Source organism: Thermococcus henrietii (assembly GCF_900198835.1).
GTDB classification, from domain to species: domain Archaea; phylum Methanobacteriota_B; class Thermococci; order Thermococcales; family Thermococcaceae; genus Thermococcus; species Thermococcus henrietii.
The window spans coordinates 1,081,186-1,092,889 of sequence record NZ_LT900021.1 but is presented as its reverse complement, the minus strand read 5'-3'; the positions used below and the strand labels follow the sequence as shown (position 1 = coordinate 1,092,889).

Here is an 11,704-nt window from a genome sequence, read left to right as displayed (position 1 = left end):
TAAGGGCTTTTGCCTAAATACCCGCGGGTTGAGAGAATGTCTGAAGTGGAGAGGCTGTATTTTGTCCCACAGTATCCCGCAAAGATGAGGTACCAAGAATGGTGGTACTGGTACTTGCCTAAGGGATTTCAAGAATATTTTGATGAAGTTATCGTCATAGCTCCCGATATAGCGAGAATTAAAGAAGCTCCCCTAGAACTGTTTAGCCCGATTGATGAAACCATTGAATTTGAAGCAGAGCAGTTGAAGAAGTTCATAAAGCATGATATACGGGATACGGACTATGTGTTTTTTGCTGATATAAGCTTCGCAGGGTTAATGCCTCAGGTCATATACCTCAAAAGAAAAGGAAAGAAGTTTGGATTCTGCCACGCAACAAGCTTGAACAAATATGACTACTTTGCCCCAGTAAGACAGGGCAAGTTTATGCAGGAAGTGGGGATAATGAAAATGTTAGATGGGGTGTTCGTTAGTTCTCATTATCACAAAACAAAACTAATATCGTCTAGAAAATATGGAATACAATATCTCGCAAACAAAATAAAGGTAGTTGGTTTGCCAAAACCTCCGTTCAAGACATACCGTGAAAGGAAGGAGTATGACGTGCTATACGCGGGAAGACTCACGAAGCAGAAGTTTAACAAGATGCTCTGGAATACGGTTTTAAATTTGGGATTAAAGGCAAGATTGACATTTTTCAAAAGCTGGGAGGAGTATTATGGGGGGCTCAGCAAAGCAAAAGTTGTATTGATGATGAGCAGAGAAGAAACCTATGGATACCAAGTAATTGAGGCAATAATGAATAATTCAGTTGTATTGGCTCCGAATTGTTGTAGCTTTCCTGAATTGCTACCCGAAGAATATTTATACAAAAATAAAGAGGGTTTTGTCGAGAAGTTAAAATATTACATTGAACATTACGATAAAGTTCCAAGAATAAACCCGGAGCACGAAAAGATGATGAATAATTGGTTTAAGAATGTATACAAAATAATGACCAGCCAATAGCTACTTAATCGAGATTTTAAACCTCGGCTCTTCAATCCATTCGCTCTTACAGCGCGGACAGCGGGAGGGAATGTTGATTTCGGGCCTGAAAACGAAACCGCACTTCCTGCACTCGGCCGGTTTGACGAGCAGAACCTTTCCCTCGCGCCTGAGGATTTTCTGAATCGCCTTGAGGTCCTCCAGAATTAGCTTTTTGCTCCCCTTGCCCCGGATTCCGAGAACCTGGGCTAACTCGCTCACGGAGTAGTCCCGCTCCTCCAAAAGGCTTATTATCCGCTCCCTCCGAGTGGCCATCGGAGGAACTTGGGCGGAGGAATAAAAAGCTTTAGGGTGGGACGATGATAGTCGAGAAGGCCGAAAGGGTTCTTGAGGAGCACAAACTCTGCAATCACTGCCTCGGCAGGCTCTTCGCCAGGCTCGGTAAGGGGACGAACGAGGAGCGGGGGAAAGCAATAAGGTTCGTCCTGAACATGGAGCGCTCCGCGAGGGGCTTAGAACCGATAGCTGAGCCAGAGGAGTGTGAGCTCTGTCACAACGTCTTTGAGAGGATTCCCGAGCTCGTCGAGGCCCTGAAGAAAGCGAGTAAAGGAATTGAGTTCGAGACGTTTCTCGTCGGTTCCCGCTTCCCGGAGGAAATCAAGGAGAAAGAGAAGGCTATCTGGGAGGAGTTCAATATTGACACCGCCGAGCCAATAAACAGAGAATTTAACCGCGAGCTCGGCAAGGCCTTCGGGAGGGCAACGGGAAAGGAAACCTCGAAGAACCCCGACCTTGTTTTCATAGTCGAGCCGTTCTCTGGTGAGATAGAGCTTCAAATCAACCCGGTTTACGTTTACGGGCGTTATAGAAAGCTCGTGCGCGGGATTCCCCAGACGCCTCTGCCCGACTTCGAGGACAGCGTAGCCTCGATAATCTGCCGGGCGTTTTCAAAGGCTTTTGAGGGTAAGTGTGTCTTCAAAGGCGCGGGAAGGGAGGACGTTGACGTTAGGATGCTGGGCAACGGAAGGCCCTTCATCGTTGAAATTAAGAGCCCGAAGAAGAGAAGGATTGACCTCCGGAAGATAGCGGAAGAGATAAACGCGAGTGGGAAGGTGGAGGTTCTTAATCTTCGCTTCGTCTCGGCGAAGGAAGCCGAGGAGGTTCTAACTAAGAACCACAGGAAGGAATACCTCGCGCTCGTCCTCGTCGAGGAGGGCGTAACGCCGGAGGAAGCCGAGGAGGTTGCGGGGAAACTTAGGGGACTTGAGATACATCAGAGAACACCCTGGCGCGTCAGGAAGGCAAGGGCCGACAAGGTGAGGGTGAGGAAGGTTCACGAGGCCGAGGCGAGGTGGGTTGACGAGAAGCACTTTGAGCTTCGCCTCGTCACCGACGGCGGGCTCTACATCAAGGAGCTGGTCTCAGGCGATAAAGGCCGAACGAGGCCGAGCGTTAGTGATTTGCTCGGGAAGAAGGCCTGGTGCGAGAGGCTCGACGTGCTGAACATCTTAGACGAGTAGTTGTGTTCCCTCAAGAAATCTTTTTATATTTCCTTTGCAAAGTTGGATTTGGTGGTAGATATGTCTTGGAGGGTTCCCCCAGCGGTGTTTGTTGCATTGCTTACGATTGGCTTTGTCAGCGGTTCTGCGGTCATACTTGCGCCGCCAGAAGGTATGGCAACGTATCCAGAGGTGATAGCGGGTGTAGGGAACGATGGGGCTGGAGGCTTCATCGTCGTTGTTCCGTTCAACTTGACCCCCAATGGAACGCCAGTGGTCTCAGGGGCCTGGGTTGGGGAATTCTACCCCAACGGCTCGATTAAGTGGGGCGAGAACGTAAAAGGTGTCCCGTTGCATCCCTCACCAAGGATTCTCAGGGCAACCGCCAATGGCTCAATCCTCCTCATCGGGCAGAGCGACGAGGGAAATCACACAGACATCTGGGTGATTAAACTCGGGAAAGATGGAAGGCTCCGGTGGTCCAAGGATTACCTGCTCAACGTGAGCCCGGGCTGGATAATGACCGTTGACGACGCTGTTCAGGCGGGAAACCAGATACTCATCGCGACCCACGTTGACAGCTTCAAGGGTGAAAAACAGGTTACGGTTCCAGTCGTCCTGGCACTCGACGGAAACGGGAAACTCCTCTGGGCCGGGAAGTACAGGATACCTCACGGCCCCGGAGAACTTTACAGCACGGCGATTGGAACGGTTAGGGACGGATACTGCCTGATACTGCACGATGAGAGGAACTGGTACTACCTGAGGCTCGATAAAGAAGGCAACCCAGTCGAGACGTGGAAGGTAACGAGTTCTCTCAAGGGGTTTTTCATAAAATCGGCGCTCTCGATGGGGAATACAGTCTACTTTCTTGGAGGTTCCTCGAACGGGACGGTTCTTGGGGCAATCGTCGGAAACTCCACCATCTGGGCCAAGCTGTACACCCTGATTCCCGAGAAAACCTGCACCGAAAAAAGTGAAAACGTCACCGTCCTGAGCACGAGTACATCTTCAACAGAACCGGCACCGGCGCTGACCGTTTCAGGGAACTACCTCCTTTTCCAGCCAACTGTCGTTGAGGCCTTCAGGCTGGCCTGCAACGATGACCTTAACACCACCTACGCAGTCATAAAAACCGACACGATGGGAATAGTGGTTGGTAGCTTTGTCGCGGTCTCCAATGGAATGTCATGGGAAAAAACGACCCTACCTGAGTTCCTGTCAGAGCCCGTGGGAGTGAGCGCAAACGGGAATTCCTTCATAGCCATCTGGAGGAAAACAACCGCCTCAGGAGCGGTGCTACACTTCCGGGGCTTTGCAATACTGTCCAACCTGCAATCAAAACCCGAGGGCCCCCTAATTGGAGCTCACGACTTCAGGGTCAACGTAATGCCAGTGGACGTTGAACTAACCCCTGGACCAGTGGTCACAAAGGGAAAACTCGGCGTGAAGGTCGTGGACGAACCGATAAAAATTTGGAGGGCAGAGAAAGCCCCGGTCAAAGTCGTCACGGTTGAGGACTCACATAAAGAAAGCATCTGCGGGCCCGGGGTTATTCTCCTCCTCCCGCTCCTCGTTGCACTGCGGAGGCGCGGATGACTTTCCTTTTTCCACCTTTTGAGTGAAAGATTTATAAAGGGGCCCTTGTAGGTTTTAGTGATTCCCAGGGGGTTAGTCCTAAGTCTAAACGGAGCGAAAAGCGTCCCCCCTTGAAAAATCCCGTGTCGTAAATCCGAGTTTGCCCGTTGGGGCCCGTAAAAGTTGAGAGGTGGTGAAAATGGTTCAGAAAGCGCACAGCTTTAGGAGGAAGACCAGGGGTAAGCTCAGCAAGAAGCCGAGAAAGAGGGGTCTTCCCCCGCTTACCAGGTTCCTTCAGGAGTTTGAGGTCGGGCAGAGGGTTCACATCGTCATAGAGCCGAGCTACCACAAGGGCATGCCCGACCCGAGGTTCCACGGAAGGACCGGAACCGTCGTCGGCAAGCGCGGCGATGCTTACATCGTCCAGATAAGGGACGGGGGCAAGGTTAAGACCTTCTTCATACACCCGGTTCACCTCAGGCCACAGAAGGGATGAGCATGATAGGCCGTAAAAAGCTCGGGGAGCGCTACCTCACGATAGCCGAGACCAGGGAGCTCCTCGAGCGCAGGAAAGAGGAGGGCATGGAGGAGAACCCCGAGGAGCCGATGTTCTACGAGGCAAGGGTTAGCCTTGAGCATGCCGAGAAGTTCGCCAAGCTCAGCCCCGAGAAGGCAAAGGAGCTCAAGGAGAAGCTCATGGAGCTCTTTGACTGGATTGACGACAGAATAGCCTCGAAGATAGTGGACATCCTCCCCGAGGACTACCTCGACATCAGGGTCATCTTCGCGAAGGAGGACTACATGCCCTCGCCCGAGGAGGCCGAGGAGATAGTCAAGCTCGTTGACGAGTACCGGCCCCTCGACTGATTTTCTCCTTTTCTTAGCGTGAGGAAAGTATAAAAACTCCGGGCCAAAATAAGTTCTGGGGGAGAGAGAATGGACAGGTACAGGAGACATTCTTACCGTGAAAGCCTCGAGAAGAAGAGGCGAAACCTTGAATATGAGGAGTACGCTTACGTGCTCGACTACCTTCCCGAGGGGTACCTCGATATCTCAACCGGCAGGCGAAGCGGGAAGCCAGTTGCCCAGGTGCTCGGTGAGAAGGCCTTCACGCTCCTTGAGGTAACGCCCAAAGAGGACCTAATGCTCTACGAGAGGGTTTTCATTGGCAAGGGGAACCGCGATAAAATCCTCCTCATCAACAAGAAGATAACCTACAACGACCTGACCGACACTGCCAAAGCGGAACTCCCCTACGTCGTAGAGGAGATTGTTAAGAACAATGAAGAACGCTTCATCCAGTTCTTCAACGTTGCCCCCCCGATAACCAACAGGCTCCACAGCCTCGAGCTCCTGCCGGGCATAGGAAAGAAGCACATGTGGGAAATCATTGAAGAGAGGCAGAGGGAGCCCTTCAAGAGCTTTGAGGACCTGAGAAAGCGCGTTAAGGGCCTCCCCGACCCGGTCAAGATGATAGCCAAGAGAATCGTTGATGAGCTCCAGGACAAGGACCGCTACAAGCTCTTCGTCGGCCACAGGAGGATTTTCAGGGGATGAGGGACGAGCTCTTCTCCCTTATTTACAAGTACAACCTCAGACCCAACCGCGACCTCGGCCAGAACTTTCTGATAGTGCCCGACATCATCGAGAGGAACGTCGAGAGGGCAGAGCTGAGCGAACGCGATGTCGTTCTCGAAATCGGGCCGGGACTGGGCGTTCTCACAAAGGAGCTCGCCGAGAAGGCGGGAAAGGTCTACGCCATCGAGAGGGACAGGCGGATAATAGAGATTTTGAGAAGCGAATATTCGTGGCCCAACGTCGAGCTCATCGAGGGGGACGCAGTTAAGGTCGAGTGGCCGGAATTCAACAAGATGGTCTCCAATCTACCGTATCAGATTTCCTCGCCGGTGACATTCAAGCTCCTAAAGCACGAGTTCGAGCGGGCGGTTTTGATTTACCAGCTTGAGTTCGCCGAGAGGATGGTGGCGAAACCCGGGGATAAGAACTACTCGCGCCTCTCGCTAATGGTTCAGGCGAAGGCTAGCGTCGAGCTCGTCGAGAGGATTGGTAAAGGTGCCTTCTGGCCGAGACCGAAGGTTGATTCAGCCGTCGTCGTAATCGAGCCAAAACCGAAGGACGAGCGTATAGAACTCGACGAAAACCTTGTCAAGGCCCTTTTCCAGCACAGAAGGAGCACGGTCGCTTCGGCCCTCAAGAAGTCGGCCCACATGCTCGGAGTTGGCAAGAGAAAGCTCAAAGAAGTGAGAAACCTGCTGAACTCCGTCCCCCACTCGGGCAAGAGAGTCTTCCAGCTCTGCCCGGCTGAAGTCAAGGAGATTGAAGAGCGCCTGAGGGATGAGGGGATTATAGGGGCTCTTCACCCGTGAGCTCGCGGTAAAGCTCCCTCAACAGTTCTCGGTTCGTGTTTTCAAGAGCCCTTACTTGAGAAAGGGCTTCCCTGGCGTCTCCTGAAAGGAGCCTCTCAAGTCTCGTCAGAATTCTGTCAGAGAGGTCTTCAAGCTGAATCAGGTATTCTATTATCTCGCCGACGTTGCCGGAGTAAACCAGTTTCCAAAGCCGGTCCTTTAAAATTTTGGGGCCAGGTGTGTCAATCTTAGGCGGCTCGGGGGATTCCCCCGGAAAAAGCTCGCGGAAGAGATTAACGTAGCTCTCTGCCCGTTTAAGGGAGTTCTCATAAAGGTGCTTGAAAAGCCTCGGCACCCTCTGGTCCCAGGTTACCTCGCCGCTCATTTCGTAAAGCTCGTAGTAGAGCTCGGCCCTCTTGAGCTCCTGCGCGATGATATGCGAGAGAATTTCCTTTGGACCGAGCCTCGAAAGCTCCTTCAGCACCTCATCAACCCAGTCGGGAACGGCTCCCCCTTCCATTGAGTATCCCCATACGTGTAGGCCGATTGGTTTTTAAAACCCATCGCGTACGGCCGGACATGCGGATAGTGCTGATAGACGGCTACACAGATGAGCCGGCGGGCCTCGGCGTTCCGCCATACCTTGGGATCTACCCCAGATACGCCTACGGCGCGATAAAGAAGGCCCGAAAGGACGCTCGGGTGTTCTACCTGACTATTGACGACCTGCGCGCGACCTTCCTCGGTGAGAGGGGGATAGAGACGAGGAACAGAACACCGAACTTCCCAAAGACAGGGGAGATCCTGGAGAAGGCCGATTTGGTGGTTTACATAGGCGGCCTCCACACCCCGGGTAAGTACCTCTCCGCCGTCCCTGGAAGCGTCGAGGAGGTGGCGCGCTTCATAAGGGACGTAAAGGCGACCAAAATCCTTGGCGGGCCGGCCTTCATGGGCTCGGCCTCGATGGGTGGCGTTAAAATCACGAGCCGGGAGCTCCGGCTGGCCGAGAGCGTTTTCGACCACGTCGTCTACGGAGACCTGGAGGCTTTCCTCTTCGATTATCTAACCAATCCGAAGGACGCCGACCCCTTCAGGTTCAGGGATTATAACGAATTACGCGATTATGCAATTATTGGGGCGGAGGTCGTGAGGCAGTTTCCCGATTACCCGGACTTCGTCATCGTGGAGATTGAAACCCAGCGTGGATGCCCAAAAGCAATGGGCATAGGCGGCTGTTCATTCTGCACGGAGCCAGTTCGCTATAAAACCGTCGAGGATAGGCCTGTTGAGGACGTTGTTGCTGAAGTGGAAGCCCTTTACCACCTCGGCGTGAGGCACTTCAGGGTTGGAAGACAGAGCTGCATATTCTCCTACATGGCGAGGCCGAACGGACGCGTTCCGGTTCCCAACCCCGATGCCATTGAAAAGCTCTTCGCCGGAATCCGGTCGGTCGCGCCGGACGTTAAAACGCTCCACGTGGACAACGCGAATCCAGCAGTCATAGCCAACTATCCTGAGGAGAGCGTTAGGATTGCGAAGGCGCTCATAAAGTACGGGACGCCAGGCAACGTCGTGGCTTTTGGCCTTGAGAGCGCCGACCCCAAGGTTGCCAAGCTGAACAATCTGAACGCGACCGCCGAGGAAACCTACGAGGCAGTGAAGATTCTCAACGAAGTAGGCGCGAGGAGGGGCTACAACGGGATGCCCTGGCTCCTGCCTGGGATAAACATCATCTTCGGCCTGCCGGGCGAGACGAAAAAGAGCTACGAGATAACCTTCCAGTTCCTTAAGAGGCTCCTTGACGACGGGCTGATGGTAAGGAGGATAAACATAAGGCAGGTCGTCGTCTTCCCAGGAACACCCCTGTGGCATATGCGGAGCAAGGTTAAGACGGAAAAGCACAAGCGGCTGATTCAGCACTACAGGCACAAGATAAGGCACGAGATTGACCTGCCGATGCTCAAGAGGGTCGTCCCCGTCGGAACTGTGCTGAAGGACGTTCGGGCAGAGGTCTTCGAGGACGGTCTGACCTACGGGAGACAGATAGGGAGCTACCCACTAATCGTCGGGATTCCCAAGGAAGTCCCCCTCAACCGCTTCTACGACGTTCTCATAGTTGACCACGGCTTCAGGAGCATAACAGGGGTTCCGATTCCGATAAACGTGAACCGTGAGAGTCCAAAGGTTCTACAGCTTATCCCGGGGATAGGGAAGAAGACCGCGACCAGAATCCTCGCAAAGAGACCATTCAAGAGCGAGGAGGAATTTTTCACGGTTGTAGGGGAAGATAAAAGGGAAATCCTCGAAGGAAAAGTCAGCCTGTAGCCGTTACCGTAGCTTTTTTCGTCTGATTTCCAGTGGGCCACTGGAAGTTAATGATGTACTCGATAAGGGCCACCTCAGCGCGAAGGGCACCGTCGGTTTTGCCCTCGAGGATTAAGAGACCCTTCCTTGGGATGAGTATCTCGTTTTTGGTTGCCCCCTCCGCGGGTCCAAGCAGGACGACGGCAAGGTGCTTCTCGTTGCCGATTCTTCCCAAACCTATCGAGACCTTCGTCATGAACGAGAGGTATCTGATATCGTACCTGTTCATCGTCTGTTCGTAGGCGTACTGCTTGGCGCTGGCGTTGTCCATTCCCATGGCACGGGCCTTCTGGTAATAATACCTTTTGAAGAGTGAGCTCACCAGTGCGCTGATTTCACTAACCGCCGCGGTTCTGAGCGGACAGCTACCGATGAACTCGCTCGGATTCGACGAACAGAGTTTTACACTTGGACTTCCGATGACTATTGTGAACCTATCGTACGGGGCGAGCATCGTCATGTTTACGTCCACTTCTGGAGAGCCAGTAAGGTAGCCGGTAACGTTTATAACGTACTTCTCCGTGCCCACGGGGGGCCTGTAGCCTTGTGAGACGAGCTCATTGTACGCGGGTAGCGGCAGGGAAACGTAGGTTCCGTTTGGGTACTTTATAACAACGTACGTGTGGATGGTTGTGGGCTTTGAGGGGTTGATGACGCTCTTGTACTCCTCGTATCCGTAGACGATGTAGCCGAGTGGAGCAGCTATCAGAACTACCAATAGCAATACTGCAAGTAACTTCTTTGACACTCCAAGAACCTCCCGGTGTTAATTAAGGAGAACTAAAGGAGAAGAAAAGAAACATCAGCCAAGGTTGGCGATGTACTCCATGAGGGCCTCGGCAGCGGCCTTGGTACCCTCCCTGTCGGTACCAGCGACAAGGACGACGCCGTGGTCGTTGATGGCACCGCACTTGGCGATGTACTTGATGACACCGCTCTCCTTGCCGGTGCCGTACTTGGCCTTCCAGCCGCTGTAGTTGGCCGGGATGCCGAGCTTGTCGGCGAGGGCGGCGGTGACGCTGTTGACGACCGGACCGCCAACGAGGATGAGGTTGCTGTCAACCTTGTTGAGGCCCTCGGCCATTATCTCGGTGTCGAGGACGGTTATCGGCTGGGTGACCTTGCTGAAGACGTCGGCCTTGGCCGGGCTGACGGTGGCGGTTATGTTGCTGACGTAGTAGCCGGTGTCTCCAATCTCGTCGCCGACCTTGTAGGTCTCGTACTCGTACTCGGGCTTGGCCGGGTCAATGGCGACGTAAGCATCGACGGCGTAGTGCTTGGTTCCATAGCTGTCGGTGTCAGTGTAGGTGTGCTCCTCGTACTTGACGACGAACTGGCCGAAGAGGTTTATCTCGGAGCCCTTGAGCTCCTCGTTGTTGGTGAGCCATATCTCCTTGAGGAGCTTGGCAGTCCTGTTAACGACGAAGTGGACGGTCCAGCCCTGGTAGAGTGAGTCGTCCTCACCGTTAACACCGAAGAGGTTGGTCCAGACAGCAATCTTGGCGCTGGTGGTTCCACCGATACCGATGAAGGTGTCGAGGAGCTGGACCCTTATCTTGCCGCCGAAGAGGACGGTGGCGTTCGGGGTCGGGGTGGTCGGGTCGATGTCGAGGGTGGTGGTAACGCTTCCCTCCGGGCCGGTGACCTGGATGAGGGCCTTGACGCTGTTTATGTCAATGTCGAGGACCTTGACGGTGTAGTTGCCGAACTGCTTGGAGGCGCCCTTGTCGATGTAGTACTCGCCCTGGTAGTTGCCGAAGACTATGTCGTAAGTGTTCTGGTCACCGAGGAAGTTCGGGGTTCCAATGTCAACTATCTGGAGCTTCTTTCCGAAGAGGTCAATGGTGTCTCCAACGGTAGCACCTTCCCTAAGGACCGCCTGGGCGTGGTACGGATAGTTCTCGATGAAGTAGCCGCTGTGGATAACTCCAGCAGCGGAGGGATAGTAGTACTTGTCGGCGTAGAGCTGGAAGTCGATGGTGACGTTAACGCTGTTCTCCGGGATAACGAGGTCGATGCTCTGCGGTGGGACGACACCGTACTTGGAAGTCCACTGGACCCACTGGTCGTGGTCGAACTCAATCCTCTTTATGTCGACGGTGTAGCCGAGGATGTAGCCCTCGCTGAACGAGGCAACGGTCTGGCCGTTGACGGTGTAGGTAACCGGCTGGGCAAGCTTCCAGTAGAGGGCGTCGCTCGGACCGAAGATCATCGGATCGTTGTGGTAGTACGCGGTGTAGACGCTGGTTCCGTTGTAGAGCTTAACCGGAGTTGAGGTCTGAATCTCGCTCTGGTCAAGAACACCGTCGGACCAAACTCCACCGTCGGTCGCGCTGTAGTCGGGGCTGAATGAGATGGTTATGTCATCGTAGTAGTCAGAGTAGGTCGGATAGCTCGGAACGTAGCCTCCGTTCCACCAGCCGGCAACACCAGCGTAGTTGTCAGGGTAGGAGCGGGTGGTACCAACGTAGGTGTTGTCAAAGACGGGAATGTCCTCCGGGTCGTAGGAAACGTCCTTCTTAACGACAACGCTCGCGTCGGTGACTTTAACATCCTGCTGGGTGTAGAGTATGCTACCGATGGCAACAGCTATGTCAGCAGCGCTCGCAACATCCTGAGCGGCACCCTGGCTTCCAACCACGATTTTAACGTTTGGCTGTCCGTTCTTAACGAAGAAGTCCTTCGGGATGTTCGGGACGGTCGGCTGGGCGCTGGCGAAGCCCATGGTGGCACCAATCATGGCGGCACCAACGGCCAGTGCCGCGATCTTCTTCACCTTCATGCCACAACACCTCCTTAATTTGTTGGGGGATTAACCCCCGCTAAAGTGTTGTCATACCCTTCTGGCCATCAGGGGTATATATACTTTTCGCTTTCAGACCCTTTCAGAGACCCAAAGAAGCTCGCCAA

12 protein-coding genes are annotated in these 11,704 nt (G+C 53.6%); 8 read left to right on the top strand and 4 right to left on the bottom strand.

Going from position 1 to position 11,704, the window contains the following annotated elements; translation table 11 throughout:
• Window positions 1-36: 36 nt before the first annotated feature.
• A complete protein-coding gene (locus tag CS910_RS06070) occupies window positions 37-1,008 on the top strand; it encodes a glycosyltransferase (RefSeq protein WP_099210282.1) in 972 nt (323 codons plus the stop codon).
• On the opposite strand, the gene CS910_RS06065 is transcribed toward CS910_RS06070, so the two are convergent.
• Window positions 1,009-1,302, bottom strand: a complete 294-nt coding sequence (locus CS910_RS06065; RefSeq protein ID WP_099210280.1) for a transcriptional regulator — start codon at window positions 1,300-1,302, stop codon at window positions 1,009-1,011.
• 44 nt (window positions 1,303-1,346) lie between these two features.
• On the opposite strand from CS910_RS06065, the gene CS910_RS06060 reads away from it, so the two are divergent.
• The 6 genes from CS910_RS06060 (at window position 1,347) to rsmA (ending at window position 6,451) form a co-directional block, all read left to right on the top strand.
• Window positions 1,347-2,507 (top strand): tRNA pseudouridine(54/55) synthase Pus10, encoded by a 1,161-nt coding sequence (locus CS910_RS06060; protein WP_099210278.1) that lies wholly within the window; start codon window positions 1,347-1,349, stop codon window positions 2,505-2,507.
• A gap of 51 nt (window positions 2,508-2,558) precedes the next feature.
• The gene (locus tag CS910_RS06055; protein ID WP_145955370.1) at window positions 2,559-4,085 is read left to right on the top strand and encodes a CGP-CTERM sorting domain-containing protein; all 1,527 of its coding nucleotides are present in this window, start codon (window positions 2,559-2,561) and stop codon (window positions 4,083-4,085) included.
• A 178-nt stretch (window positions 4,086-4,263) separates the two neighbouring features.
• Entirely contained in the window at window positions 4,264-4,560 is a 297-nt protein-coding gene (locus CS910_RS06050; protein WP_042689191.1) for a 50S ribosomal protein L21e, read from the top strand.
• A 2-nt stretch (window positions 4,561-4,562) separates the two neighbouring features.
• Window positions 4,563-4,931, top strand: coding sequence for an RNA polymerase Rpb4 family protein (locus CS910_RS06045; RefSeq protein WP_042689190.1), 369 nt, complete (start codon window positions 4,563-4,565; stop codon window positions 4,929-4,931).
• Between the two features lie 69 nt (window positions 4,932-5,000).
• Window positions 5,001-5,621, top strand: coding sequence for a DUF655 domain-containing protein (locus CS910_RS06040; RefSeq protein WP_042689188.1), 621 nt, complete (start codon window positions 5,001-5,003; stop codon window positions 5,619-5,621).
• On the top strand, window positions 5,618-6,451 hold the full coding sequence (rsmA, locus tag CS910_RS06035) for a 16S rRNA (adenine(1518)-N(6)/adenine(1519)-N(6))-dimethyltransferase RsmA (RefSeq protein WP_099210274.1): 834 nt from the start codon (window positions 5,618-5,620) through the stop codon (window positions 6,449-6,451). The genes CS910_RS06040 and rsmA overlap by 4 nt, the downstream gene beginning before the upstream one ends.
• Here the strand turns inward: rsmA and CS910_RS06030 are convergent.
• Window positions 6,429-6,950: a ferritin family protein gene (locus CS910_RS06030; RefSeq protein ID WP_099210272.1), complete on the bottom strand. Its 522-nt coding sequence runs from the start codon at window positions 6,948-6,950 to the stop codon at window positions 6,429-6,431. The genes rsmA and CS910_RS06030 overlap by 23 nt on opposite strands.
• A gap of 59 nt (window positions 6,951-7,009) precedes the next feature.
• Between CS910_RS06030 and CS910_RS06025 the strand changes: the two genes are divergently transcribed.
• A complete protein-coding gene (locus CS910_RS06025) occupies window positions 7,010-8,755 on the top strand; it encodes a radical SAM protein (protein WP_099210270.1) in 1,746 nt (581 codons plus the stop codon).
• On the opposite strand, the gene CS910_RS06020 is transcribed toward CS910_RS06025, so the two are convergent.
• Complete coding sequence (locus CS910_RS06020) at window positions 8,745-9,542, bottom strand: hypothetical protein (protein ID WP_099210268.1); 798 nt, start codon at window positions 9,540-9,542, stop codon at window positions 8,745-8,747. The two genes, CS910_RS06025 and CS910_RS06020, sit on opposite strands and share 11 nt — an antisense overlap.
• Before the next feature lie 54 nt (window positions 9,543-9,596).
• Entirely contained in the window at window positions 9,597-11,576 is a 1,980-nt protein-coding gene (locus CS910_RS06015; protein ID WP_099210266.1) for an S-layer protein, read from the bottom strand.
• Between the last annotated feature and the right edge of the window lie 128 nt (window positions 11,577-11,704).

What these genes read in the sequence shown, in the direction of transcription:
- CS910_RS06040 (WP_042689188.1), top strand. Translation starts at nt 5,001, where the DNA reads ATGGACAGGTACAGGAGACATTCTTACCGTGAAAGCCTCGAGAAGAAG.
- CS910_RS06015 (WP_099210266.1), bottom strand. Translation starts at nt 11,576, where the DNA reads ATGAAGGTGAAGAAGATCGCGGCACTGGCCGTTGGTGCCGCCATGATT.
- CS910_RS06025 (WP_099210270.1), top strand. Translation starts at nt 7,010, where the DNA reads ATGCGGATAGTGCTGATAGACGGCTACACAGATGAGCCGGCGGGCCTC.
- CS910_RS06070 (WP_099210282.1), top strand. Translation starts at nt 37, where the DNA reads ATGTCTGAAGTGGAGAGGCTGTATTTTGTCCCACAGTATCCCGCAAAG.
- CS910_RS06050 (WP_042689191.1), top strand. Translation starts at nt 4,264, where the DNA reads ATGGTTCAGAAAGCGCACAGCTTTAGGAGGAAGACCAGGGGTAAGCTC.
- CS910_RS06065 (WP_099210280.1), bottom strand. Translation starts at nt 1,302, where the DNA reads ATGGCCACTCGGAGGGAGCGGATAATAAGCCTTTTGGAGGAGCGGGAC.
- CS910_RS06030 (WP_099210272.1), bottom strand. Translation starts at nt 6,950, where the DNA reads ATGGAAGGGGGAGCCGTTCCCGACTGGGTTGATGAGGTGCTGAAGGAG.
- rsmA (WP_099210274.1), top strand. Translation starts at nt 5,618, where the DNA reads ATGAGGGACGAGCTCTTCTCCCTTATTTACAAGTACAACCTCAGACCC.
- CS910_RS06060 (WP_099210278.1), top strand. Translation starts at nt 1,347, where the DNA reads ATGATAGTCGAGAAGGCCGAAAGGGTTCTTGAGGAGCACAAACTCTGC.
- CS910_RS06045 (WP_042689190.1), top strand. Translation starts at nt 4,563, where the DNA reads ATGATAGGCCGTAAAAAGCTCGGGGAGCGCTACCTCACGATAGCCGAG.